The following is a 23,639-nucleotide window of genomic DNA, read 5'->3' as shown; positions in this document are numbered from 1 at the left end:
AAAGCTAAGCGTATCCCACGCAAAAGCTAAGCGGGTCACTGTGCAAAAGCGTTGGCAAGCTTGCTGCTGTTGTCGCTGAACAACCACTGGATGGCGCCGGCAGCCTGGCCAATACCAGCGACAATGGCAAGCGACAGCACGGCGACGATCAAACCATATTCGATAGCCGTCGCACCCCTCTCGTCTTCTAAAAATCGTTGCAACAAGATTTTCATGGGCGCCCATCCCTCTTGCCCGAACCTAGCGCCGACCCGTTAAGAAAGGTTAATGCGACAGGCTTAACGCGCGGTGAACCAGCTGCATTCTAGGAAACAGCCGAATCCTAGAGATCTGTTGAGGAGTCAGCAGTCGCCGCTGCTTCTGCCATCGGCCCGTATAACGCAGACCGAACTGGGCAGCGGCTGCAGCACGCTCTTGCGTAGCGTATAGCTATCGCGCTGGCCGATCGAGCCGGTGCTCATCGTATCAAGCCCGTCGCGGGCAAACTGCGAGCGGGTCCGGCTGTCGAGGTAGGGCGTCGCGATCAAGGCCAGAGCCACCGCGGCCGAGCCGAACAAGAGAGCGATGCGCAATATTCCCATGCCGGCATTGGCGGCGCCAGGAAGGCGGTCGGGCCAAGGCGAGTCCCAGTCCTTTTCAAGGCTCATGCAAATCGCTCCCCAGCGGTGGAATCGGCGTAACCGCCTAGCGTCAATTTTTCACGGTCAGATAAATCTTGTATTAACGCTTCATCGTAATTTGCCGTTATATCTCGCTATGTTCCAAAATACTGGTTTGGTTTTCTTTTTTGCAGGACCACACGAGACCAGCCGTCTTTGAGATCGGAATCTGCCGAGGCTGGTAATTGATTTCGAAAGCGACGGTCGGCTCAGGGTCCTGTCCATCCCAGATATGCTTCCAGCGTTGCCAAGAGCGTATCTCGGACATGACCGTGGCAATAGCCACCATGCTGATTCTTGTTTCAAACGAAGGCCTAGGTCTCGCCCCGAACAGGCTCGCAAGTACCTAGGTCAAGGAGCCTGCCAAGCCGCGCCTCTTGCCAGTTCAATGGCAAGCAGATGCAGACTGAACGTCGGGTCGTTTGCGCCGGATTTGCTGATGAAACAACGCATCCGTTCAGTTCTGCAAATTGCTTAGTTCAATCGAAAGTGACTGTAGCGAGGGCGGAATTCCAACCTAGTTTGACTACCGCTCAATGTTTGGTAGTTTTCTTCTGGGGCGATTCAACCAAAGGGTTTGGGCATGTCAGCTAAAGTGCGGATCAAAGCAGGTCCGGTAGAATTTGAGTACGAAGGCGAGACTGAACTGTCGATCAGCGACATCAAAGACCTGTTTTCGCACATCGAAACTCTGTTTACGGTCCCTACACTGGCGTCTGGTGGAGCAGCCGTCGCTGAAGACGGTAGTAGCAGCGAAGGCAACGAGGCTCCTCCACCGCCTAAGGGCGCCAACAAACTGCATGTGAATAGTATCGCAGCAAAAATCGGCGCGAAGACAGGCCCAGATGTGGCTCTTGCAGCAGCAGCCTATCTACAACTCATGGCAGAGCAGGACACATTTTCTCGGCAAGAGCTTTCGGCAACAATGAAAGCTGCAACAAAATACTACAATGCGAATATGACAGGTAATTTAACCAAAATATTAGAGGGACTTGTTGGAAGCAAATTCAATCAAGTTGGCTCTGATCAATATTCCTTGACGTCATCCGAGCATGACAAGTTGGAAGCTGCTCTTGCTTGACCAAAACGGCCTAAAAGAGTGGCTGCATCGCAAGCTCAGCCGACTGGATAAGCTGCTTCTGGTCCTTGCCTCATTTGACACGCCAACAGACTTGAATGGCATCCGCGACCGTGCCGCCAAGGCTGGCTTCAAGGTTCCACAAGGTTGGAACCTATCAGATATCCTGGGTCGCAGCGAGGGACGTGCGATCCGCATCCCCGACGGTTGGGAAATCACTGATTCGGGAAAAAGCCATCTAAGAAACCTCGGAGTAACAACCCTTAGTCCAGCCGCTGTGCAGGTGGCGGCTGATCTCCGAACACATCTCGAAAAAATCAAAAACCCCACAACACGAGCGTTTGCAGAAGAGGCGATGAAATGCCACGAAGCTCAGCTCTTTCGATCAGCTATCGTTATGTCATGGATTGCCGCTGTCGATGTACTTCATCATGAGGTGGTAGCCAAACACCTGGCAGTGTTCAACGCAGAAGCCCAGCGAGTGGATTCCAGATGGAAGCCCGCGCTCGATGCAGATGGCCTCGGTCGTATGGGGGAAGAGGATTTCCTTAATCGGATCGCAGCCATCGGGGTAGTCGGGAAGAATCGGAAAGAGGAATTGCTGAAGGCCTTAAAGCTTCGAAATGGCTGCGGTCATCCAAACAGCTTGAAAGTCGGATCGAACATGGCGGCGAGCCATCTTGAAACGTTATTGCTCAATGTGTTCGAGGAATATCAAGCGTAAGCCGTTGGGCGGGTTCCGCTCGTCTTGGCGCTGCGATCGTGGCCAATTGGATGAAACCGTTGTCTCCTGAAACGGTCCGGCATCTAATTCTTAGTCTGCCGCTTAGCTAGGTCCAGCGAGCCGTGGGCTTGGATTGGGGGACTTCTTCGCCCGCCACGACTTCCCCAATCTAACACGTGTTGGCTGCTGCCGCATCAAAGTCAAAATTCGGCTGCTGCTCCTAACTAGTCCTAACTATGGACCAGCTAAGTAGCCGTGAGGCCTTGGAAAGCTTTCGCACTAGCTAATGTTCGATTAACCCTGTGAAGGCGCAAATCACAGCAGATCGATGAGGAACTGGATCAGCGGGGCATCGGCCGGCGGCATTGGAAAATCGCGCATCTGGCGCGGCCGCACCCATTTCAGCACCTGGCCTTCCTTCGGCTGGGCAATGCCGCGGAATCGACGGCAGACGAACAGCGGCATCAGCAGGTGAAAATCATCGTAGGAATGGCTGGCGAAGGTGAGTGGCGCCAGGCAAGGGATGTCGGTTTCGATGCCGATCTCCTCGTACAATTCGCGGATCAGGCATTGTTCCGGCGTCTCACCGGGCTCGACCTTGCCGCCCGGAAACTCCCACAGGCCGGCGAGTTGCTTGCCTTCGGGCCGCTGCGCCAACAGCACGCGCCCGTCGGCATCGACCAGCGCGCAGGCCGCGACCAGGAGCAGGCGCTTGCCGATCGTATCCAAGCCGCTCATGCGCCGGGTGGCCGGCGATAGCGATAGCGATAGACTTCGTCGAATCCGAGCGAACGGTAGAGCGCCAGCGCCGGCGCGTTGTCCGCCTCGACCTGCAGCCAGGCTTCCCGCGCCCCGCGCAGCCGCGCCCATTTCAGCGCCGACCGGATGAGATGGCGGCCATGGCCCTGGTTGCGCACCGACCTGTCGGTGGCGATCTCGAACAGGCCGGCAAGGTCGCCGTCATGCACGCAGATCAACGTTGCCAGCGGTTCGCTGCCGGCCTCCAGCGCAAACAGCCCGGCCTCCGGCTGGATGGCGCCGATGATCTCCGACAGGCCGGGCCGCAGCGACACATCCGAGCCGCTCACCTTGAGCGCCGCGCCGATGAAACGGCTGATGTCCTTCAACGGAATCTGGTCCATGGCGTCGTCGAGCATAGCGTCCGCCAGCGGCAGCCGCATGACCAGCGACTCCGCGAATATGCTCCAGCCCTCGCCGTCGAGGTACTTTGAGAGATCCGGCCCCGACAGCGGCGAGATGCGAAAGGTCAGCGGCCTGCCATAGGCGTCGAACCGACGGCTGGCGCGGCCGATGCGCTCGGCAATGTGCTGGATGTCGCCCGGATCGAGCGGATTGACCGAATTCAGCCGCTTGGCCGGGTGGCCGGCCGTCAGCCGAACCACCCAGGTGCCGTCATAATGGACGGCGGCCGCCGGCCAGGCGCGAAAGCCGGCCGCCTCATAGCGGCGCACGATCGCCAACACGCTTGCCGGATGTCTGGAAGCCAACGCCATCAGCTCCGATAATCGCCGTTTATGGCGACATATTCCTTGGTGAGATCGCAGGTCCACACCGTCGCCTTGCCGCGGCCGATGCCGATATCGGCGCGAATGCGGATCTCGTCGCGCTTCATATACGCCGAAGTCGCCTCCTCGGAATAGGCGGCGTCGCGCTCGCCCTGATAGGCCAGGCGGTTGTCGCCGAACCAGATCGACAGAAGGTCGCGGTCGGCCGGTTCGCCGGCCTTGCCGACGGCCATGACGACGCGGCCCCAATTGGCGTCCTCGCCGGCAACTGCCGTCTTGACCAGCGGCGAATTGGCGATCGAAAGCGCGATGCGCTTGGCCGAGCGGGCCGATTTGGCCCCGGTGACGGTGACCTCGACCTGCTTGCGGGCGCCCTCGCCGTCGCGCACCACCTGTAGTGCCAGCGATTTCAGCACCTTGCCGAGGGCACGGCGGAAGGCGCCGAGGCGCGCATCCTTGGGGTCGGAAATTGCCGGCGCGCCGCGCCTGGCGGCAGCACCCGTGGCGAACATCAGCAGCGTGTCGCTGGTCGAGGTGTCGCTGTCGACGGTAACTGCGTTGAAGGTCTTGGCCGTGCCGCGCGACAGGAGGTCCTGCAGCACCGGCGCTGCGATCGGCGCATCGGTGGCGATGAAGGAAAGCATCGTCGCCATATCGGGCGCGATCATCCCGGCGCCCTTGGCGATACCGTTGATGGTGACCTCGGCATCGCCGAGCTTGACCGTCGCGGTCGCCAGTTTGGGATAGGTGTCGGTGGTCATGATCGCCTTGGCGGCTTCGGTCCACAATTCCGGCTTGCCGTCCTTGACCAGCCCGGCCAGCAGATGGCTGAACCTGCCGGCGTCGAGCGGTTCGCCGATCACGCCGGTCGAGGCCAGGAACACCTCGCCCGCTGTGCAGCCGGCCGCTTTCGCCGCCACCTCGCCCGTGAGTGCCGTCGAGGCGCGGCCCTTCTGGCCGGTAAAGGCATTGGCATTGCCGGAATTGACCACCAGCACGCGTGCTTTGCCAGCCACGAGGTTCAGCCGGCAGAAATCGACCGGCGCTGAAGGGCATTTCGACTTGGTGAACACGCCGGCGACGGTGGTGCCGGCGTCGAATACCATGGCCAGCAAGTCGGTGCGGTTCTTGTATTTTATGCCGGCCTCGGCGGTGGCGATGCGCACGCCCTCGATGGCCGGCATCTTGGCATATTTCTTCGGCGCGAGCGGCGAAACCTGTGTGGACATGGAAGACCCCGGGCGGGAAAAATCGCGAAAGGAACGCCGGTTTGCCCGATAGCACGCGCTGGCGCAAGGCGTTTCACAGCCGTTACGGGTGCCGGAAGCCTGACACCGCCTCATGCAGCAAGCAGGCTGTTGCAAATTTGTTGGCGTCGCTGCGACCGATAGCGCTATGATCCTGCCCCATGGGCAGGCTTGTGGTCTTGGCACTGGCGTTTCTGGGCTTTCTGCTGCTGCGCGCCGATGCGCAGACGGCGCGGCGCGTGGCGCTTGTGGTCGGCAACGGCAGCTACGCCGAAGCCGGCACGCTGGCCAATCCCGTCAACGATGCGCTCGACATCGCCGACAAGCTGCGCGCCATCGGCTTCGAGGTGATCGAAGGCAACGATCTCGGCAAGCGCGAGCTCGAACGCAAGATCGGCGAATTCTCAGATGCGCTGCAAGGTGCCGGTGCCGGGCTGTTCTACTATGCCGGCCACGGCCTGCAGGTCGACGGGCGCAACTTCATCGTGCCGGTCGACGCCAGGCTGGACATGCCGGTCAAGCTGCAGCTCGAGGCGGTGCCGATCGACGAGGTTCTCGACATCATGGAGCAGCAGACCAAGGTCAGCCTGGTCTTCCTCGATGCCTGCCGCAACAACCCGTTTGCCCGAAGTCTCAGCCGCAGCACCATCACGCGCTCGGCGACGGCTCTCGCCGGTCTTGCCCAGTTCGAGTCGACACGCGGCTCATTCATCGCCTTCTCGACTGCGCCCGGCGCCGTCGCAATGGACGGGACGGGGCGCAACTCGCCCTTTGCGGCGGCACTTTTGCGGCATATGGCCGAGCCCGGACAAAGCATCAACGACATGATGATCGCGGTGCGCCGCGACGTCGTTTCCGCAACGCGCGAGGCGCAGCGTCCCTGGGAGCAAGGGTCGCTGCTCGAGCGTTTCGAGTTCGTTCCGGGCGGAGACACTGCCCAGCAACCGAAACCGGCTGTCAGCCCGGCTCCCGCGTCGCAGGTGGCTGCGCTCGAACGCTCCGTCGGCGACAAGAGCGCCATCGAGCAGTTTCTGCGCGAGGACTATCTGGCGCCTGATGCCAGGAGAATGCGCGAAACCGTCAAGCGGCTTTACGGTGCGTCGGCCACCATCTACGGCACGCGCTACGACAGCGAGGCGATCGTCAAGGTCAAGACCGACTGGTTCGCGCAATGGGCATCGTGGTCGTTCGGTCTCGAGCCCGGCAGCCTTGAGGTGACTCCGCACGGCAAGGACCGTGCCGACGTGGTTTTCGCCATGCGCTACGACTATGTGCCGAAGGACAAATCGGCGCAGCGCCTGACCGGCAAGGCGCGGGTGACGCTGGAACTCGTGCTGGCCGATGGCGCGTGGCGCGTTGCGTCGGAAACGTCGCAAGCGCTGGAATGAACATCAGCGGACCGCTGGGTTGATGAACCCGCGAAACGCCCGCTGCACGCCCGGAATCAGCCCCCAGATCATGATCGAGACCATCAGCGGCGCGATGACCAGCGTGCGCTGCCAGATTTGCCATTCCTGCGTCAGCGGAAAAACCACGTACAAAATGGCAGTGATCAGCGGATACACACCGAGCAGCACCAGCAGGGCGAAGCGCAGGCGCGAAAAACGCGTGGCGGCGGTCGAAGTCATTGCTGTCCTCCTTATCGTTACGGAACGTTTCGTTACATATAAAACGGATCGTTCCGTTTCGTCAAGAGTTGTATATGATGGCTGCTGAAATCGCGGGTAAGGAAGAAAAGATGGGCGAAATCACCGATCCCGGGCGCAAGTCGGCTGGCGCACGGCGCAGCCCGGAAAGCGCCGATGCCATTCTCGATGCCGCCGAGGCGGTGCTGGTCGAAGCCGGCTATTCCGGCTTCTCGATCGAGGCGGTGGCGCGCCGCGCACGCGCCGGAAAACCGACGATCTATCGCTGGTGGCCAAGCAAAGCCGCCTTGCTGCTCGACGTTTATCAACGGCAAAAGCGCGTCGATAATCCCGACACTGGGAAGCTGGAGGAGGATCTCGTCGGCTTCCTGAAGAGCTTGTTCGCGCACTGGCGCGACACATCGTCGGGCAGCGTGTTCAGATCGCTGATTGCCGAGGCGCAGTCGGACGAAAAAGCCGCCGCCGCCCTCGCCGAATACGCAAGAGGGCGTCGCATCCACACCGGCCAGATGGTCGAACGCGCCAAGGCAAGGGGAGAGATAGCTGCCGACGTCGATGCCACTGTCGTCGCCGACCTGATCGCCTCGTTCGCCTGGACGCATCTTCTGACGAACCGCCTGGACGAGGACGAAGCGACGCTGCGCAGGGCGGTCGGCTATGTCTTGAAAGGCACCGTCGCTGACGATGCCGGCGACGCCACGGCGGTCCGGCGGCGGCGTCGCCGCATCATCGCTCGCCCTACCAAATAGAAGCGACAGGGCGGCAGCGCGCCCTGTCGTAGCCCAATCTGGCCTATTTGGCGCTTTCCAGCGCGTCGACCGTCTTCTTCAGGTTCGCATCGGGGATGTCGACCTTGGCGTTGGCGCGCAGCGACTTGACCAGCGCGAAATACTTGTCGCGGATGACCGCCTGGCGCGCCTGGTCCTTGACCTGGTCGAACGCCGGCGGCTGCTTGGTGCGCTTGTCCTCGACCTTGATGACATGCCAGCCGAACTGTGACTGCACCGGCTGGTCGGTATATTTGCCGACCGCCAGCGCAAACACCGCCTTGTCGAATTCCGGCACCATCTGGCCAGGTCCGAACCAGCCGAGATCGCCGCCGCTGGTCTTGCCGCTCGGATCGCTGGTGTGCTCGTTGGCAAGCTTCTGGAAGTCGGCGCCGCCGTCGAGCTGCTTGATGATGGCGTCTGCCTCTTCCTTCGTCTTCACGAGGATGTGACGGGCGTGCACCTCATTGGTGGGCGGCGTGTTGGCGATTTCCTGGTCGTAGCGGGCGCGGACCTCGGCATCGGTAACCTTGTCGACGACGCCCTTCTCGACCATTTCGCCATGCAGCGCGCGCTGCTGCAGGAAGGCCATGCGGCGCTGGAAGTCGGGATCCTTGTCGAGGCCGGTGGTCACCGCCTGAGCCGCCATCACGCGGATTTCGATCGCCGCCGACAGCGCCGCGGCGCGGCGCTGCTCGGGCGGAAGCTGCGCGAACTGCTGTGACAGCTCGCCCTCGGCAAGCCCAAGGTCTGCCTCGGTCAGCGTCTGGCCGTTGATGGTGGCGACCACGGCGTTCGGATCGACCGGCTTGGCCGCCGGAGCGGGTGCTGCCGGCTGGGCAGGGGCGGCTTCCTGCGCCATCAGCGGCGACAGCGAGAGGGCCGATAGCCCGAATGCCAGACCAAGGCTGGCGAGCGACGCGCGGCGGAACAATACTGACATTACGATTATCTCCAAAGCGGGGTAGCTAGAGCGGAATGGCTTCCAGACCAGCAGGATTGTGGCGGAATTTGGCGCGGTCGACAGGGCGAGCGCGGCGTTGACATCGAATGAGCCCCCTCTTATCTGTCCAACGACTTTGCGTCCAGAACCGTTTTCCGGGCGCTTTTTGCGTTTGTCCGCGTTCACGCGCATTTGATGGGGGCCGGCCGGCGCCCGTCGCAATGACTTGGAATGCTATCGAAAGGGCCATTGGATGGTCAGTCTCGGCGGTCTCGCCCGTAAGGTTTTCGGCTCCTCCAACGATCGTCGGGTCAAATCGACCCGGCCGCGCGTCGAGGCGATCAATGCCATGGAAAACGAGATGCGGGCGCTTTCCGACGCCGAGCTTCAGGCCCGCACGGACAAATTCCGCCAGGACATCGCCAACGGCGCCAGCCTGGACGACCTCCTGGTGCCGGCCTTCGCCACCGTGCGCGAGGCCGCCCGCCGCGTGCTCGGCATGCGGCCGTTCGACGTGCAGCTGATCGGCGGCATGGTGCTGCACAATGGCGGCATTGCCGAGATGCGCACCGGCGAAGGCAAGACGCTGGTGGCGACGCTGCCGGTCTACCTCAACGCGCTCGCCGGCAACGGCGTCCATGTCGTCACCGTCAACGACTATTTGGCCACGCGCGACTCCGAATGGATGGGCCGCGTCTACAAATTCCTCGGCCTTAAGGTCGGCGTCATCGTCCACGGCCTGTCCGACGAGGAGCGCCGCGTCGCCTACGCCGCCGATGTCACCTACGCCACCAACAACGAGCTCGGCTTCGACTATCTGCGCGACAACATGAAATACGAGCGCGCCCAGATGGTGCAGCGCGGTCACAGCTACGCCATCGTCGACGAGGTCGATTCCATCCTGGTCGACGAAGCCCGCACGCCGCTGATCATTTCCGGTCCGCTCGAGGACCGTTCGGAAATGTACAACACCATCGACACCTTCATCATCCAGCTGCAGCCGCAGGACTACGAGATCGACGAGAAGCAGAAGACGTCGATCTTCACCGAGGAAGGCACCGAAAAGCTGGAGAACATGCTGCGCGATGCCGGCCTGCTCAAGGGCGAGTCGCTCTACGACGTCGAGAACGTCGCCATCGTCCACCACGTCAACAACGCGCTGAAGGCGCACCGGCTGTTCCAGCGGGACAAGGACTATATCGTGCGCAACGGCGAGATCGTCATCATCGACGAGTTCACCGGCCGCATGATGCCCGGCCGCCGCTATTCGGAGGGCCTGCACCAGGCGCTCGAAGCCAAGGAGCATGTGGCGATCCAGCCGGAGAACCAGACGCTCGCCTCGGTCACTTTCCAGAACTATTTCCGCCTCTACAAGAAGCTCGCCGGCATGACCGGCACGGCGCTGACCGAGGCCGAAGAATTCGCCAACATCTACAATCTCGACGTCACCGAGATCCCGACCAACCTGCCGGTCATCCGCATTGACGAAGACGACGAGGTCTACCGGACGGTCGAGGAGAAATACAAGGCGATCGTCAAGGAGATCAAGGAAGCCCGCGCCAAGGGCCAGCCGACGCTGGTCGGCACGACTTCCATCGAGAAGTCCGAGCAGCTGGCCGAACGCCTGCGCAAGGAAGGCTTTAAGGATTTCGAGGTGCTGAACGCCCGCCACCACGAGCGCGAGGCGGCGATCGTCGCCCAGGCTGGCAAGCCCGGCGCCATCACCATCGCCACCAACATGGCCGGCCGCGGCACCGACATCCAGCTCGGCGGCAACGCCGACATGCGCATCGCCGAGGAGCTTGGCGACATGCCGGCCGGCCCCGAGCGCGAGGCCAGGGAAAAGGAAATCCGCGACGACATTGCCCGGCTGAAGGAAAAGGCGCTCGCCGCCGGCGGTCTTTACGTGCTCGCCACCGAACGCCATGAATCGCGCCGCATCGACAATCAGTTGCGCGGCCGCTCGGGCCGCCAGGGCGACCCGGGTCGCTCGAAATTCTTCCTGTCGCTGCAGGATGATCTGATGCGCATCTTCGGTTCCGAGCGCATGGACGGCATGCTGCAGAAGCTCGGCCTCAAGGAAGACGAGGCGATCATCCATCCGTGGATCAACAAGGCGCTGGAAAAGGCGCAGAAGAAGGTCGAGGCGCGCAACTTCGACATCCGCAAGAACCTGTTGAAATATGACGACGTCTCGAACGACCAGCGCAAGGTAGTGTTCGAGCAGCGCATCGAGCTGATGGACGGCGAGGGTCTGTCCGAGACCATCACAGAGATGCGCGAAGGCGTCATCGAGGAGATCGTCGCCAAGAACATTCCCGAAAACGCCTATGCCGAGCAGTGGAACGTCGCCGGGCTCAAGGCCGAGATCGCCGAATTCCTCAATCTCGATCTGCCGGTCGAGAACTGGGTCAAGGAAGAAGGCATCGCCGAGGACGACATCCGCGAGCGCGTCAGCCAGGCCGCCGAGGCCGCCGCCAAGGAACGCGCCGAGCGCTTCGGCCCCGACGTGATGACCTATGTCGAGCGCTCGGTGGTGCTGCAGACGCTCGACCATCTGTGGCGCGAGCACATCGTCAATCTCGACCATCTGCGCTCGGTCGTCGGCTTCCGCGGCTATGCCCAGCGCGATCCGCTGCAGGAGTACAAGGGCGAAGCGTTCGAGCTGTTCCAGGCGATGCTGGGCAATCTGCGCCAGGCCGTCACCGCGCAGCTGATGCGCGTCGAGCTGGTCCGCCAGGCGGCCGATGCGCCGCCGCCCGAGGCGCCCGACATGTTCGGCAGCCACATCGACGGCTTCACCGGCGAGGACGATTTCGAAGGCGGCGAGACGGCCGTGCTGGTCCGCCAGGAGACCAACGCCATCGTCGCCCCCGAAGACCGCGACCCGAAGAACCCGGCCACCTGGGGCAAGGTCGGCCGCAACGAGGCCTGCCCGTGTGGGTCGGGCAAGAAATACAAGCATTGCCATGGGGCGTTTGCGTAGGCGGCGCGATTTCGGCTCATTTGGTAGCTCTGCGGGACAGCGCCCCCCTCTGTCCTGCCGGACATCTCCCCCACTTGGGGGGAGATCGGACGTCACATTGGCCTTCGCCAATCACCAAGGTTAAAGAAATAGTCGCAAGCGGCGAAGCTGCCAATCTCCCCACCCGAGGGGGAGATGGCCGGCAGGCCAGAGGGGGGCGCGAAGGGTCGCCGGCCTTTGATTTATTCGCTTCTCAAATCAGCCCTGAATCGCGTGCCGCGGCCGTCGCCTCACCCCGCGAAACCGCTTCCAGCTTGCCCAGAACCGCCGAGACGTGGTGATCGACCGTCTTCGGCGAAATTGTCAGCTGCTCGGCGATCCGCTTGTTGGAGAAGCCGCGCTCGATCAGTTGCAGCACCTCCATCTGGCGCTGGGTCAGGCCGGCACGATTGGCACGCGTCGTTTGGCGCGGCCCCCTTGCAATACGGTTGACCCCATTGCGCCGCATGGTGTCGCGCAGGTGAACGGCGACGGGCCTGGCGCCGAGGCTCTCAAAAATCTCCAGTGCCGAGCGCTGCGCGGTCTCATCGCCCTCTGCCAACGCCAGCCCGCGTTCGTAGGGCGCGTTCATCTCGGCCCATAGTTCTGCCGCCGCCTGCCAGTCGCCGGCGAGCAGCAGCCGGTAGGGCGCGGCCATGCCGATGGTGTCGCCGGGATCGAAGTCCGGCGCCAGCTTCTGCCGCCACATCGCCAGCTCGCCGAAGACCGCCCGTGTCGTCGACAGGCTCTCGGCCAGCGCGATCAGGCCGAACGCCTCCTCCCGGTCGCCCTGGCCAAGCCATGCCCGCTCGGCCATCAGTGCCGCATAGGGCGCCAGCCGCTGCAATTCCAATCCCTTGTCCAGGAACTGCGTCATTTCGGCAAACAGCGGCTCGGCGGACGGGTCGCCGCGCCGTATCCGCAGCTTTGCCAGGGCCACCACGGCGGGATAGCGGACCAGCATCGTCGCCTGATCGTTGGCGATCACCTCGAGCGCCTCGCCGGCAGCCCCTTCCCATTGCCCCTGGCGCAGCAGCAACTGGGCCAGCACGCCGCGCATATAGTCGCGCCAGGTGACGAGGTCGTTTTCGACGCAATAGTTGATGCCGCGATCGAGGAACGACCGCGCGTCAGCGAAGCCGAGCTGGTTCATCTCGCTGCAGGCGCTGTTGGTGAAGGCGCGCGCCGCATGTTCCTGAAAATTCTGCTCCAGCGCGATCTCCAGGCTGCGGGCAAGGTGCAGCCGTCCGTTTGCCAGATCCAGCCACTGCTCGGCGCTGCCGACATTGTTGAGCGCGTGGCAGACGATGTCGGGCCGGTTCAGCTGTTCGGCGAGCGCAATCGCCTTGTTGCCGAGCCGCAGCGTGTCGTCGAGCCTTTCCGCCAGCATCGCCAGTTGCGAGAGGTTGGAATAGGCCATGGCGAGTTCCGGCCCGGCCGGCGCGGTCTCCAGCAGCTGAACCGCCTGCTCGCCAAGCGCATCGGCAGCCATGCGGTCGCCAAGCAGGTAGGCAAAGCGCGACAGCCACCTGAGGCAATCCCCTTCCTTCGCCGTATTCCCCTGGGCCTGATGCAGCCGGCGCGCCTGGTCCTGCGCGGCGATGGCCTCGTCGATCTTGCCGATGAGGTGGCACTCGAAGGCATATTTCTCATGGAGCGCCGTGCGCTCCTCCACCGGCAGGCTGTCGGCCTGCCGCAACACGGCTTCATAGAAGCCGGCCGCATCGCGATGGGCGCCGACGCGGGAGGCCTCGCGCGCCGCAACCGGGGCCAGTTCGCGCACTGCCTGCAGATTGTGCGCCTCCACCGCGTGATGCACGAGGCGGCCGGTGGAGACCTCACTGTTTTCGAGCAGGGCAGCCAGCGCGCGCTGGTTGAACTGCCGCCTGTGGCTCGTCGTCAACATCGCCTCGATGGCGCGGCGGGCGATCTCGTGGCGGAACGCATAGCCATCGCCCAGATCCTCCAGCAAGCCGTTGGCGACGCATTCGGCAAGCTGGCCGGCGCTGGCGACGCCGCACAGGCCCTGCAACGCCCAGGCGTCGGCCCGGCGTGGGAACACCGACACCGCGTCGAGCATCGCGCGGGCGCCGGCCGACAGGCGCTCGGCCCGCGCCAGAACCGCGTCGCGCACGCTTGCCGGCAGCGCCGTTTTTTCCTCGCATCCGCTGCACAACAGTTCGGTGACGAAAAAGGCGTTGCCCGCCGTCGCCCGGTAGATGGCATCGCCATCACGCCCCGCCGCCTCGGCCAGCGACAGCACCGCTGCCTCGCTGAGCAGCGGCACGTCGATGCGCGCGACGCTGCCTGCCGGTATCTCGCCGAGCGCGCGGCGCACCCGCATCTGTCCCTCGCTGCGATCGGTGCGCGCCGTCAGCAGCAGCAAGAGATGCCTGTTGGCGATGCGCCGGCCGAGAAAGCGGACGAAATCGAGCGTCGCATCATCGGCCCAGTGCAAGTCCTCGATCACCAGCAGGGTCGGCTGCGCCTTCGTCTCGAAGATTTCGAGTGCATCCGAAAACAGCGGCAGCCTCTGTCCTTGCCGATAATCGATCGCCTGCGGCAGCGCCCATTGCGCGTCCCGCGCCAGATCGTAAAGCGGCCCGAGCGGATCGGGTATCGACAGATCCTCGCAGGCGCTGCGGAATATGCGCGTGGCTTGCGCAGTCCGGTCGATGAAGGCCTCGACAAGCGCGGTCTTGCCGGCCCCGGCCTCGCCAGCAAGCACCGCGACGCAGCCACGGCCGCGCCCGGCATCCGCCAGCAGCCCGTCGAGTCGCTCCAGCTGTGTCTGCCGTTCCAGAAGCATCATTCGCTCACGCAGATCGAGTTCGCCGAAAAGGCGGACCCGCGATGGACCCGCCAACATATCCCCCGTCCATAACGCTGCCAACATAGGGAATCGTCCCGCCAAAAATGGGGAAAGGCTCCGATGTGCGCTCTTGCCGGGCGTGATCAATGTCGAGCCGCGCTCAAACCGGGCGTGACCCACTGGAGAAAGGAAGGCTTCCATGCCTCGCTATCTGATCGAACGCACATTCCCGGACGGCCTCAACGTGCCGATGAACGATGCCGGCGCCGACGCGCTGGGCGGTGTCGTCATGCGCAATGCCGAAAAGGGCGTTACCTGGCTGCAGTCCTACGTGTCGCCGGACAAGAAGCGCAGCTTCTGCATCTACGACGCGCCCTCGCCCGAGGCGATCCGCAGCACCGCCCAGAAGAATTCGCTGCCTGTCGACAAGATCACGGAGGTGCGGGTTCTTGACCCCTACTTTTACCGTTGATGGCAGGCAAACCCCAAGTGGCGGACAAAAGGATGAGTATCAAACTGCCATTCGCGGCAATTGCGACGTGCCTGATGGCATGCCGGTCGGCGAACCGGCGCCTGTCGTGGGAAACCCCGGCGGTTCGCTGCTTGGCCGTCTATGGCGGATCGCGGCGGCGCTGCCTTCGCGTCTGCTGGGCAGGCGGCGCCGGCTGCCCCCGCAAGACGATTATCTGAGGCAGGACATCGGACTGCCCGAACACGAGGGGCGGCGCGAATACTGGGAATATTATTGGTGGGACCATTAGTACGCCGCGCCGTTTGGACGGGCTGAAACAAGCCGTGCAACCGGCCGCATCATTGCGGCCGACATGAAAACAGGACGAGCGACCTGTTTCGCAAAATTCCAACGGACGCCGCAGCGTTGAGCAGACCCGATCGGTGCGCGTCCTCAAACAACCGGAGAGAACATGAACATCAATCTTTGCACCGGGCGCCTTGCCGCCCTGGCCATCCTGTCGATCGCCGCCACCGCGGCCCAGGCAAAGGACGGCAATCCTCTGGCCGACATGGTACGCGCGGCCAACAGCCGCTTCGAGAATGTGGCGGCCGCGACCGCCGAAGGCTACGCGCCGATTCCCTGCGCCAGCGGCATCACCGGCGGCGCCATGGGCATCCACTATGTCAATCCCGGCTACCTCAAGGACGACGCGGTCGATGTCGCCAAGCCCGAAGCGGTGATGTACGAGCCGATGGCCGACGGCACGCTAAAACTGATCGCCGTCGAATACATCACCTCGAAAGGCCCGGCCTCGCTCGACGGGCATCTGTTCAACTTCAACAGTGCGCCCAACCGCTATGGCCTCGGCCCGTTCTACGAGCTGCATGTCTGGGCCTGGAAGGGCAACCCAACCGGCGCGTTCGCCGACATGAACCCGAATGTGTCGTGCGACGCGATGAAGGGGATGTAGGCGACACTCTTCCTTCTCCTCGTCACTATACGGGGAGAAGGTGCCCGAAGGGCGGATGAGGGGCAGCGCGGACGTCCGCGGTTGGCCAATCTCCCTACCTGAGGGGGGTGAGAAGCGGTCCGCGCAGCGGACGAAAAGCCAATTGCTTGGCTTTTCGAGCTTCGAACGCCGGCAGGCCAGAGGGGGCACTGTCCCGCTGGCGTGACCAGCTAAAACCCGGCAAACGCCGCTTCGTCCACAGTCACCTCCTCGACCATCTTCACCCTGACGCCGATCTTCTGCTCCTTGAGCAGGTCGCATAATCCGTCGCCGTCGATCAGGTCGATGGCTGGTGCTCCGTCGCGCACGGCCTCTCGCCGAGCATCCGCCGTAAAAGTACCGGTGGTGATAATCAGGCCCTTGTCCGCCCGTCCTACCATGGCGCCGCGAAAGTCTCGCACAACGCCTGCCCCGACAGAGCCTTTCCAACGCTTGGACTGGAACAGCACGTGGAATGAAAGCAGGTTGAGCCGCAATACGCCGGTACCGTCGATGCCGCCGTCGCCGCTCCTCCCGGTCACTTCGACCTTGATAAAACCCGCCTCTCGGAGGAGCCGCTGGCACAAGCGCTCGAAGGCTGCTGGGTCCAGCGCCAAGAGAATGTCGAGCAATTGCTCGCGCCAATCCTTTAAGGCGATTTCCGCTGCTTCCGCCTCAACTTCTACCCGCTCAGGGGTGACGACAACCTTCGCCTTGCGCAAAGCGGCATCCGCTCGCCTGACGCGCCTTACGATCTCGTCCGGATTGAGTGACAACGCTGCACGGCCTTCCGCAGTCAGGGCCCACACGCCGCGCTCGCTATTATTCGTGAGGCCCGCATTCTTCAGCCAGCTCCGCGCCCAGGCACAACGATAGTCGAATTTCGACCTTGCCCCATCGCCAACCAGCACCGCCCGCGCCGCGTCGGATATGTTCATCAACACGGCCGTCTTGTCATCAATCTCTTCGATCGAGGCCGAGCCACCGAGCGTGTCCAGGGCTCTGAGAACCGGCACGAAGAACTCTGCGAAAGGTGGAACGAGCACTTTCATTGGTCTCCCGCCCTTACGCTGCCTTAAGCCGTTCCAACTCCAACTCAAAGGCAACTCGCAAGACCTCGCCCTCTTCCGGCGGAAGCAACAGCGTTAGTTCCGGAAACAGCTTTTTCCAGCTAGCTGTCTCGGCTTCGCTCCACGGTAGCCGCTCAGCTTTGCCGGCAAGCCGAAGCAGTCGATTGAGGTGCTTGCGGATATAGGCGACGTTAGGGGCGCGAGGCTCGGTGACGGCGTGTTCGGTCTCGAAAAGCGAAAGCTGATCCATGCCGACTATCTAGGCGTTCGATAGGTCATTTGACGAGCGGTTTCAGGCATCGCGGCGGCGCATATGATCGTTTTCAACAAGAAGCGCCAGCGTTCGCGAATAGCCAATCTCCCCACCCGAGGGAGAGATGGCCGGCAGGCCAGGGGGCGGCGCCCGCGCAAGCCTTGCCATCGTCTTTTGAACAGTGTCCATTGCCCAAAAGACTCGCGGGGGGAATGAATGCGCCTTTCATGGAATGAAATACGGGTGCGGGCGAAGAAATTCGCCGAGAAATGGCAAAACGCTCACTACGAGAAGGGTGAGACTCAGACCTTCTACAACGAGTTCTTCGAAATATTCGGCGTCGAACGTCGCCGCGTCGCGCGTTACGAGGAACTGATCAAGAAACTCGATAATCGCCACGGCTTCATCGACCTTTTCTGGCCACGCGTTCTCCTAGTTGAGCAGAAGAGCGCTGGGCGCGATCTATTGAAAGCGGGAGCGCAGGCCGGAGAATATTTCGATGCCATCAAGAATTCGGAAAAGCCGCGCCATCAACTTCTGTGTGATTTCCAGAATTTCGAGCTTCTCGACCGCGACACACGTGAGCAAGCGACTTTCAAGCTCGCCGACCTGCATCAGAATGTCGAGCATTTCGGCTTTATCCTCGGTATCGAAAAGCGCACCTTCAAGGACCAAGACCCGGTCAACATCAAGGCATCCGAACTCATGGGCGCCATTCACGATGCGCTGGAGGAATCGGGCTATGCTGGCCACGACCTCGAACGGTATCTAGTACGCCTCGTCTTCATTCTGTTTGCGGATGACACCGGTATCTTCGAGCCGCGCGACATTCTGCTCGATTTAATGGAATCGCGCACAAGCGACGACGGCTCGGACATCGGGCTGTGGCTCCACCGTTTGTTCGAGGTGTTGAATACACCGGAGGATATGCGTCAGAGGAACCTCGACGACGATTTGAAGAAATTCCCTTATGTGAACGGCGACCTTTTCGCCACGCATTTGCCGATCGCCGATTTCAACTCGTCCATGCGAGAGACCTTTATAGAGGCCTGCCGCTTCAACTGGTCATCTGTCTCGCCAGCGATCTTCGGCTCGCTGTTTCAATCAGTCATGAACGCTGACGAGCGGCGCAAGAAGGGTGCACACTACACGACCGAAAAGAACATAATGAAGGTCATTGGACCGCTATTCCTTGATGATCTGAAGGCCGAGTTCAACCGCATCAACTCCCGTAAGGATTCGCGCCGTAAGGGCGAACTCGAAGCGTTTCGCCGACGCCTCGGTACTCTCACCTTTCTCGATCCGGCCTGCGGCTGCGGCAATTTCCTCATCATCGCTTATCGCGAGTTGCGGCAACTCGAAATGGAGGTGTTGCGCGCGCTCAACCCTGCCGGCCAGTTGGACATAGGCATTGTCACGATCTCCGAAATCGATGTCGATCAGTTTTACGGCATTGAATTCGAGGAGTTTCCGGCTCGCATCGCCGAAGTCGCGATGTGGATGATGGACCACATCATGAACAATAGGCTTAGCTTGGAGTTCGGCCAGACCTTTATTCGCATCCCACTCAGGAAATCGCCGCATATCCGGCATGCCGACGCACTGGAGTTCGACTGGAACAATCTTTTGCCGGCGGACAAGTGCTCTTACGTTTTCGGTAACCCGCCGTTCATCGGGGCAAAATTCCAGTCTGAAACGCGTCCGAGCCATCGCCAAGCTCGGCGGCTCCGGCGGCACGCTGGACTATGTTGCCGCGTGGTTCTTAAAAGCCGGTGCTTATGTCCGGGAGGGTAAAGGCAAAATAGCCTTCGTCTCAACCAATTCCATAACCCAAGGCGAGCAGGTGGCACAGTTTTGGCCGCTGATACTCGATCGCTACAAACTCGAAATCGCCTTCGCTCACCGGACCTTCGTCTGGGGTTCGGAAGCCCGCGGCGTGGCACATGTCCATGTTGTCATCATCGGATTGACCAAAGCCGGAACATCAACTCAGAAACACATATTCGACTACAAGAACGGTGGAGCAGAACCACAACAATTCTCCGCTACAAATATCAGCCCTTACCTGCTGGACGCGCCCAACGTTATCGTTCGAAGCCAAACTCGACCGATCGCCCCTTCAATTCCACGATTAGTGAATGGTAGTGTCGCGGCTGACGGTGGCAACTTGCTTATGACCGAAGATGAGCGCGCCGAGGTAATACAACTTGATCCGCTCTCAAGCGCCTACATACGTCCGTTCGTGGGTGGGGAAGATCTTATTCAAGAGAAAAAGAGATACTGCTTTTGGCTGGTCGACTGTCCACCGGATCAGTTACGTCAAATGCCGGCGGTGATAGAACGCCTGCGATTGGTGCGAAGAATGCGAGAGGCGAGCTCCAAGGCTGCGACCAGAAACAAAGCACGAATTCCATCGCTGTTTACGGAGAACAGGCAACCTAAGAGCGGCGAATATCTAGCTATTCCTCGTACATCGTCCGAAAGGCGAGACATTCTACCTATAGGTTTTCTGCCGAACACCACAATAGCTGCAAATGACTTGCAAATTGTGCCCAACTCCAAATTGTTTCATTTTGGTATCCTGTCCAGCCTGATGCACGTTGCGTGGATAAAGATCACTGCTGGGCGACTGAAAAGTGATTATCGCTACTCGGCTTTGTACACATATAACACTTTTCCCTGGCCTGAGATAACCACGATGCAAGAGCAAAAAATCTCAGAATTGGCGCAGGACATCCTTGACACCCGGATAATTTTTTCCAGTTCTACACTCGCCGATCTCTACGATCCCGATCTGATGCCGCCAAAACTTCGTAAAGCACATCAGGCACTAGACCTCGCCGTCGACCGGCTTTATCGCAAAGCGCCTTTTGCTTCAGAACGCGAGCGGGCCGAGCATCTCTTCGGCCTTTATGAAAAGATGGTTGCTCCAATCGAGGCCGCCGCAAAGGCAACGGTGAGAAAGAAACGCGCAGCCACTGCCGAGTCCAAGGCCCGCCGATAGAGAGGCGCTGCGCCCTTCGCGTTTCCTTTGCTCTTTGCAAAGACAGAGCACGGCAAGCGGCGGCGCAAATTTTCGAAAGCCCGCGCCGCCCCTCATCCGCCTGCCGGCACCTTCTCCCCGTATGGAGACGGGGCGAAGGTCTCCCCACCCAACCGTTTCTTAATGTGTCTCCGCTACACCCAACCCCTGTAAATTGGCGGAAAACGGAGAGTATTGGGTGCGCTTTTCCGCGGCGACGACAGCCGGGCGGTTCCTGCCGCAGCGCCTTGCGCTGCGCATCAGGCCGCTGCTTGGCCTGATCGATGCCGTCCTGTTCAGCGCCGGCGCGCGCGGCGAGGCCGGCCGCATGTCGCTGATCGCCTTTTCGGTCCGCATCGTCAGCGCCGTCATCGCCTTCGTCAGCCAGGTTTTGATGGCGCGCTGGATGGACTCGTTCGAATACGGCATTTTCGTGCTCGTGTGGGTGACGATGGTCATCGTCGGCAATCTCGCCTGCCTCGGCTTCCACACCTCCGTCATCCGCTTCATCCCGGAATATCGCGAGCGCGGCATGCTGGCCGAATTGCGCGGCATCGTGCGGGCCAGCCGGCTGTTCGTGCTGGTTGCCTCGACGCTGATCGCCGGCCTCGGCGCGCTCGGCGTCTGGCTGCTGTCGGCCTATATCGAAAACTACTATGTCGTGCCGTTCATCCTCGGCATCATCTGCCTGCCGATGATCGCCATGTCCGACCTTCTGCAAGGGCTGGCGCGGGCCAATTCCTGGGCGCTGTTTGCGCTGTCGCCGACCTTTCTGGTGCGGCCGCTGCTGATCCTGGCGTTCATGGCGCTGATGCTGCTGGCGGGCTATGCGCCGGACGCCAGAACGGCGATCTTCGCCGCGATCGCCGCTACCTACGCCACGACGCTCGGTCAGCTTATCGGCGTGACGTCGCGCATCGACAAAAGGATTCCGGCCGGGCCGATGAAATTGCATTTCGGCCAATGGTTCATCGTCTCGCTGCCGATCTTCCTGGTCGAGAGCTTCTTCTTCCTGCTCACCAATGCCGACGTGCTGATGGTCGGCGCCTATCTCGATCCCAACGACGTCGCCGTCTATTTCGCCACAGTCAAGACGCTGGCGCTGGTGCATTTCGTCTATTTCGCGGTCAAGGCCGGCGTTGCGCAGCGCTATGCGCAATTCACACATGGCGAGCCGCAAAAGCTCGCCGCCTTTGCCCGCGAAACCGTTTCGTGGACCTTCTGGCCGTCGCTGGCGATGGCGCTGCTCGTGCTGGCCCTGGGCGAGCCGATGCTGACCCTGTTCGGCCCGGAATTTTCCGCCGGCTATCCGCTGCTGTTCCTGCTGGTGTTCGGCGTCGTCGCGCGGGCCGCCGTCGGCCCTTGCGAAAGCCTGCTCACCATGAGCGGCAACCAGAATATCTGTGCCGCTGTCTATGCCATGACGCTGGCCTTCAACATCGCGCTTAGCGTCGTGCTGATCCCGCTCTTCGGTCTGTGGGGCGCGGCGATGGCCACCGTCTTCGCCATGATCTTCGAGGCCGGCGCGCTGTCCTTCACGGTCTGGCGCAAGCTCGGCATCGTCATGGCCATTTTCGTGCCCGCCAAAGGAGCCGCCTGATGGCTGCCGTCCCCTTGCTCGAGGAAACCAGCGGCGGCCCGGCCGGCGCCATGGTGTCCGGCCTTGCCGGGCTTGCCCGCGAAGCCGATCCCGCCCATGTCGAGATCCTTGCCAACAACCGGCCCGAGCGCAAGCTTGCCATCTATCCGGCCTCGGCCGGTTTCGACCTGGTCGAGGAGCTCGACTATCTCTGCACCCGCACGATCGAGCCCAACGTCTTCTTCAATCCGCGCTTCCTGGCGCCGGCCATGCCCAGGCTGGAGGATCGCGAGGTGCGGCTGGCCGTCATCCGCGACGGCGACCAGTATCGCAACCGGCTGCGCCTGCTGGTGCCGTTCTCGGTCGAGCGGCCGGCGGTGCCGCTCGGGGTTGCAGTCATGCGCACCTGGTCGAGCCCGTTCGGCCCGATCGGCACGCCGCTGGTCGACCGCGACGATCCGATCGGCGTGATCGAGGATTTCTTCTCGATGCTGTCGCGGCCGCATCTCAAGCTGCCGAAAGTCTTCGTGCTGCCCGACATAAAGCTGGACGGCCCGGTGGCCAGCCTGCTCGCCAGCGTCGCCGAAACGCGCGGCCTGACGCTGGTCACCACCGGCAAGGCCGACCGCCCGGTGCTCGAAAGCGAGCTCGACGGCGAGGAATATCTGAAAGCTTCGCTGCGCGCGCACCATTATCGCGAGTTCCGCCGCCTGAAGCGCCGCCTCGCCGACCTCGGCCGGCTGGAGCATGTCGTGGCGCGCGGGCCGGACGAGATCCGCCATGCCATCGAAAGTTTCCTGACGCTGGAGGCCGCTGGCTGGAAAGGCCGCGAGCGCACCGCCATGGCCATCGACCGCTACCGCGCCGCCTTCGCCCGCGAAGCGGTGCACCGGCTGGCCGAGCAGGATCTCTGCCGCATCCATTCGCTGACGCTCGACGGCCGCACCATCGCCTGCCTGGTCGTCTTCGTCGAGGCCGGCGTCGCCTACACCTGGAAGACCGCCTATGACGAGACGCTCGCCGCCTATTCGCCGGGCACGCTGCTGATGATCGAGGTGACCAGGCAGCATCTCGACGACCCCAACATCATGATGACCGATTCCTGCGCCGTGCCCGACCATCCGGTGATGAGCCGGCTGTGGAGCGAACGCAAGCCGATGGGCACGCTGGTGATCGGGCTGACGCCGGACGCCGACCGCCCCGCCCGCCAGGCGGCGTCGCAGCTTCACCTCTACCGCGAAACCCGCAACATGGCGCGCCTGCTGCGCAACCGGATGAGGAGCCTGCTGCGCCGCCGGTAGGAGTATTCGCCTAAATCGCGTCTGCCGGCGCGAAGAAGCAGTTTTCGTGTTCTTCGGTCGGATGAAGGCAGATGTGAAAATTGTCGTCGCCGGACGGAATTACGCTATCGTAGGGGACAAAATATCGGTCCTGATGAGTGACCTTCTGGTGGTCGCCTGGCCGCAAAACGATCACATAGCCATCTGGCCGCGGTGTGACGGTTATGCTGGGAATCTTGCCGCACTCTCCTGTCAGCGGATCGCCGTGACAGCAGGCCGGTGGATAGGTCCAACCGCCATCGGAACTATGCGCAAATGCCGAAACACTCCCAAGTGCTGCAGCCGTGGCGATCACGCCTGCCAAGCTGGCCTCCATCCATCGTTTTCCGACCGCGTGCACCCGAACGGCTCCAAACGCCAATGACACTTGCGGCAATCATATATCATTAGCGTACACTAATATAGTGAAGCGGGCGTTTCCCAATACCCTTTCGAGGCGTAGGCAATGCTGCTTCCCGGCTGCGGCCAAATCAATGTCCAGCAAAATAACGCCGAGGCCCACCTGTTCTGGTTTCTGTCCGTCTGGG

At 61.9% G+C, this 23,639-nt stretch carries 22 protein-coding genes and 1 pseudogene; 12 read left to right on the top strand and 11 right to left on the bottom strand.

The genetic code is table 11. The annotated features are described in order from the left end of the window. Positions 1-35: 35 nt before the first annotated feature. Together NKI18_RS23940 and NKI18_RS23935 are read right to left on the bottom strand one after the other, a co-directional pair. On the bottom strand, positions 36-215 hold the full coding sequence (locus NKI18_RS23940; protein ID WP_352453066.1) for a Flp family type IVb pilin: 180 nt from the start codon (positions 213-215) through the stop codon (positions 36-38). A 126-nt stretch (positions 216-341) separates the two neighbouring features. After that, positions 342-647 carry a hypothetical protein gene (locus tag NKI18_RS23935; RefSeq protein ID WP_023677980.1) on the bottom strand — a complete coding sequence of 102 codons (306 nt, stop codon included), beginning with the start codon at positions 645-647 and terminating at the stop codon, positions 342-344. Between the two features lie 595 nt (positions 648-1,242). Between NKI18_RS23935 and NKI18_RS23930 the strand changes: the two genes are divergently transcribed. Together NKI18_RS23930 and NKI18_RS23925 are read left to right on the top strand one after the other, a co-directional pair. After that, positions 1,243-1,740: a hypothetical protein gene (locus NKI18_RS23930; protein ID WP_352619591.1), complete on the top strand. Its 498-nt coding sequence runs from the start codon at positions 1,243-1,245 to the stop codon at positions 1,738-1,740. Continuing rightward, complete coding sequence (locus NKI18_RS23925; protein WP_352619590.1) at positions 1,733-2,461, top strand: hypothetical protein; 729 nt, start codon at positions 1,733-1,735, stop codon at positions 2,459-2,461. The genes NKI18_RS23930 and NKI18_RS23925 overlap by 8 nt, the downstream gene beginning before the upstream one ends. A gap of 315 nt (positions 2,462-2,776) precedes the next feature. On the opposite strand, the gene NKI18_RS23920 is transcribed toward NKI18_RS23925, so the two are convergent. Genes NKI18_RS23920 through argJ form a run of 3 tightly spaced genes read right to left on the bottom strand, consistent with a single transcriptional unit; the run spans position 2,777 to position 5,216 of the window. Then, the gene (locus NKI18_RS23920; RefSeq protein ID WP_023677979.1) at positions 2,777-3,199 is read right to left on the bottom strand and encodes a (deoxy)nucleoside triphosphate pyrophosphohydrolase; all 423 of its coding nucleotides are present in this window, start codon (positions 3,197-3,199) and stop codon (positions 2,777-2,779) included. Beyond that, positions 3,196-3,975 carry a GNAT family N-acetyltransferase gene (locus NKI18_RS23915; protein ID WP_352593931.1) on the bottom strand — a complete coding sequence of 260 codons (780 nt, stop codon included), beginning with the start codon at positions 3,973-3,975 and terminating at the stop codon, positions 3,196-3,198. The genes NKI18_RS23920 and NKI18_RS23915 overlap by 4 nt, the downstream gene beginning before the upstream one ends. Further along, positions 3,975-5,216, bottom strand: a complete 1,242-nt coding sequence (argJ, locus tag NKI18_RS23910; protein ID WP_352619589.1) for a bifunctional glutamate N-acetyltransferase/amino-acid acetyltransferase ArgJ — start codon at positions 5,214-5,216, stop codon at positions 3,975-3,977. Before argJ ends, NKI18_RS23915 begins: the two co-directional genes overlap by 1 nt. 179 nt (positions 5,217-5,395) lie before the next feature. Between argJ and NKI18_RS23905 the strand changes: the two genes are divergently transcribed. Then, positions 5,396-6,622: a caspase family protein gene (locus NKI18_RS23905; protein ID WP_352619588.1), complete on the top strand. Its 1,227-nt coding sequence runs from the start codon at positions 5,396-5,398 to the stop codon at positions 6,620-6,622. Positions 6,623-6,625: 3 nt separating this feature from the next. Here NKI18_RS23905 and NKI18_RS23900 read toward each other — a convergent pair whose 3' ends face one another. Beyond that, positions 6,626-6,862 (bottom strand): putative antibiotic biosynthesis monooxygenase, encoded by a 237-nt coding sequence (locus NKI18_RS23900; protein WP_352456657.1) that lies wholly within the window; start codon positions 6,860-6,862, stop codon positions 6,626-6,628. A 110-nt stretch (positions 6,863-6,972) separates the two neighbouring features. Between NKI18_RS23900 and NKI18_RS23895 the strand changes: the two genes are divergently transcribed. After that, on the top strand, positions 6,973-7,629 hold the full coding sequence (locus NKI18_RS23895) for a TetR/AcrR family transcriptional regulator (protein WP_352619611.1): 657 nt from the start codon (positions 6,973-6,975) through the stop codon (positions 7,627-7,629). A 43-nt stretch (positions 7,630-7,672) separates the two neighbouring features. On the opposite strand, the gene NKI18_RS23890 is transcribed toward NKI18_RS23895, so the two are convergent. Then, the gene (locus tag NKI18_RS23890) at positions 7,673-8,590 is read right to left on the bottom strand and encodes a peptidylprolyl isomerase (RefSeq protein WP_352456658.1); all 918 of its coding nucleotides are present in this window, start codon (positions 8,588-8,590) and stop codon (positions 7,673-7,675) included. Between the two features lie 253 nt (positions 8,591-8,843). Here NKI18_RS23890 and secA point away from each other — a divergent pair, with 253 nt between their 5' ends. After that, positions 8,844-11,576 (top strand): preprotein translocase subunit SecA, encoded by a 2,733-nt coding sequence (secA, locus tag NKI18_RS23885; RefSeq protein WP_023677972.1) that lies wholly within the window; start codon positions 8,844-8,846, stop codon positions 11,574-11,576. Between the two features lie 232 nt (positions 11,577-11,808). Here secA and NKI18_RS23880 read toward each other — a convergent pair whose 3' ends face one another. Then, positions 11,809-14,463: a helix-turn-helix transcriptional regulator gene (locus NKI18_RS23880; protein WP_352619587.1), complete on the bottom strand. Its 2,655-nt coding sequence runs from the start codon at positions 14,461-14,463 to the stop codon at positions 11,809-11,811. A gap of 142 nt (positions 14,464-14,605) precedes the next feature. On the opposite strand from NKI18_RS23880, the gene NKI18_RS23875 reads away from it, so the two are divergent. The 3 genes from NKI18_RS23875 (at position 14,606) to NKI18_RS23865 (ending at position 15,830) form a co-directional block, all read left to right on the top strand. After that, positions 14,606-14,878: a DUF4242 domain-containing protein gene (locus NKI18_RS23875; protein WP_352619586.1), complete on the top strand. Its 273-nt coding sequence runs from the start codon at positions 14,606-14,608 to the stop codon at positions 14,876-14,878. A gap of 67 nt (positions 14,879-14,945) precedes the next feature. Then, positions 14,946-15,167, top strand: a complete 222-nt coding sequence (locus tag NKI18_RS23870; protein ID WP_352619585.1) for a hypothetical protein — start codon at positions 14,946-14,948, stop codon at positions 15,165-15,167. 162 nt (positions 15,168-15,329) lie between these two features. Then, on the top strand, positions 15,330-15,830 hold the full coding sequence (locus NKI18_RS23865; RefSeq protein ID WP_352619584.1) for a hypothetical protein: 501 nt from the start codon (positions 15,330-15,332) through the stop codon (positions 15,828-15,830). Between the two features lie 209 nt (positions 15,831-16,039). Here the strand turns inward: NKI18_RS23865 and NKI18_RS23860 are convergent, their stop codons facing one another. Beyond that, the gene (locus NKI18_RS23860) at positions 16,040-16,900 is read right to left on the bottom strand and encodes a restriction endonuclease (RefSeq protein ID WP_353020731.1); all 861 of its coding nucleotides are present in this window, start codon (positions 16,898-16,900) and stop codon (positions 16,040-16,042) included. Positions 16,901-16,913: 13 nt separating this feature from the next. Then, complete coding sequence (locus tag NKI18_RS23855; RefSeq protein ID WP_352619582.1) at positions 16,914-17,168, bottom strand: hypothetical protein; 255 nt, start codon at positions 17,166-17,168, stop codon at positions 16,914-16,916. A gap of 219 nt (positions 17,169-17,387) precedes the next feature. Between NKI18_RS23855 and NKI18_RS23850 the strand changes: the two are divergent. The 4 genes and pseudogenes from NKI18_RS23850 to NKI18_RS23835 form a co-directional block, all read left to right on the top strand. Then, positions 17,388-19,800, top strand: a pseudogene (locus NKI18_RS23850) (class I SAM-dependent DNA methyltransferase); the annotation flags it as partial. Between the two features lie 69 nt (positions 19,801-19,869). Beyond that, positions 19,870-20,175, top strand: coding sequence for a type IIL restriction-modification enzyme MmeI (locus NKI18_RS23845; RefSeq protein WP_353020753.1), 306 nt, complete (start codon positions 19,870-19,872; stop codon positions 20,173-20,175). 217 nt (positions 20,176-20,392) lie between these two features. Continuing rightward, positions 20,393-21,793 carry a lipopolysaccharide biosynthesis protein gene (locus NKI18_RS23840; RefSeq protein WP_352619579.1) on the top strand — a complete coding sequence of 467 codons (1,401 nt, stop codon included), beginning with the start codon at positions 20,393-20,395 and terminating at the stop codon, positions 21,791-21,793. Then, entirely contained in the window at positions 21,793-23,073 is a 1,281-nt protein-coding gene (locus tag NKI18_RS23835) for a GNAT family N-acetyltransferase (RefSeq protein ID WP_353020728.1), read from the top strand. Before NKI18_RS23840 ends, NKI18_RS23835 begins: the two co-directional genes overlap by 1 nt. Positions 23,074-23,083: 10 nt before the next feature. Here the strand turns inward: NKI18_RS23835 and NKI18_RS23830 are convergent, their stop codons facing one another. Continuing rightward, entirely contained in the window at positions 23,084-23,407 is a 324-nt protein-coding gene (locus tag NKI18_RS23830; protein WP_352525213.1) for a hypothetical protein, read from the bottom strand. Positions 23,408-23,639: the final 232 nt, after the last annotated feature.

The organism is Mesorhizobium sp. M0800, assembly GCF_040320095.1.
GTDB lineage: Bacteria > Pseudomonadota > Alphaproteobacteria > Rhizobiales > Rhizobiaceae > Mesorhizobium.
Note: the sequence above shows the minus strand (reverse complement) of the source record. Positions and strands in the feature narration are given on the sequence as shown.

What these genes read in the sequence shown, in the direction of transcription:
- NKI18_RS23940 (WP_352453066.1), bottom strand. Translation starts at nt 215, where the DNA reads ATGAAAATCTTGTTGCAACGATTTTTAGAAGACGAGAGGGGTGCGACG.
- NKI18_RS23935 (WP_023677980.1), bottom strand. Translation starts at nt 647, where the DNA reads ATGAGCCTTGAAAAGGACTGGGACTCGCCTTGGCCCGACCGCCTTCCT.
- NKI18_RS23930 (WP_352619591.1), top strand. Translation starts at nt 1,243, where the DNA reads ATGTCAGCTAAAGTGCGGATCAAAGCAGGTCCGGTAGAATTTGAGTAC.
- NKI18_RS23920 (WP_023677979.1), bottom strand. Translation starts at nt 3,199, where the DNA reads ATGAGCGGCTTGGATACGATCGGCAAGCGCCTGCTCCTGGTCGCGGCC.
- NKI18_RS23915 (WP_352593931.1), bottom strand. Translation starts at nt 3,975, where the DNA reads ATGGCGTTGGCTTCCAGACATCCGGCAAGCGTGTTGGCGATCGTGCGC.
- argJ (WP_352619589.1), bottom strand. Translation starts at nt 5,216, where the DNA reads ATGTCCACACAGGTTTCGCCGCTCGCGCCGAAGAAATATGCCAAGATG.
- NKI18_RS23905 (WP_352619588.1), top strand. Translation starts at nt 5,396, where the DNA reads ATGGGCAGGCTTGTGGTCTTGGCACTGGCGTTTCTGGGCTTTCTGCTG.
- NKI18_RS23900 (WP_352456657.1), bottom strand. Translation starts at nt 6,862, where the DNA reads ATGACTTCGACCGCCGCCACGCGTTTTTCGCGCCTGCGCTTCGCCCTG.
- NKI18_RS23895 (WP_352619611.1), top strand. Translation starts at nt 6,973, where the DNA reads ATGGGCGAAATCACCGATCCCGGGCGCAAGTCGGCTGGCGCACGGCGC.
- NKI18_RS23890 (WP_352456658.1), bottom strand. Translation starts at nt 8,590, where the DNA reads ATGTCAGTATTGTTCCGCCGCGCGTCGCTCGCCAGCCTTGGTCTGGCA.
- secA (WP_023677972.1), top strand. Translation starts at nt 8,844, where the DNA reads ATGGTCAGTCTCGGCGGTCTCGCCCGTAAGGTTTTCGGCTCCTCCAAC.
- NKI18_RS23880 (WP_352619587.1), bottom strand. Translation starts at nt 14,463, where the DNA reads ATGTTGGCGGGTCCATCGCGGGTCCGCCTTTTCGGCGAACTCGATCTG.
- NKI18_RS23875 (WP_352619586.1), top strand. Translation starts at nt 14,606, where the DNA reads ATGCCTCGCTATCTGATCGAACGCACATTCCCGGACGGCCTCAACGTG.
- NKI18_RS23865 (WP_352619584.1), top strand. Translation starts at nt 15,330, where the DNA reads ATGAACATCAATCTTTGCACCGGGCGCCTTGCCGCCCTGGCCATCCTG.
- NKI18_RS23860 (WP_353020731.1), bottom strand. Translation starts at nt 16,900, where the DNA reads ATGAAAGTGCTCGTTCCACCTTTCGCAGAGTTCTTCGTGCCGGTTCTC.
- NKI18_RS23855 (WP_352619582.1), bottom strand. Translation starts at nt 17,168, where the DNA reads ATGGATCAGCTTTCGCTTTTCGAGACCGAACACGCCGTCACCGAGCCT.
- NKI18_RS23845 (WP_353020753.1), top strand. Translation starts at nt 19,870, where the DNA reads ATGCAAGAGCAAAAAATCTCAGAATTGGCGCAGGACATCCTTGACACC.
- NKI18_RS23835 (WP_353020728.1), top strand. Translation starts at nt 21,793, where the DNA reads ATGGCTGCCGTCCCCTTGCTCGAGGAAACCAGCGGCGGCCCGGCCGGC.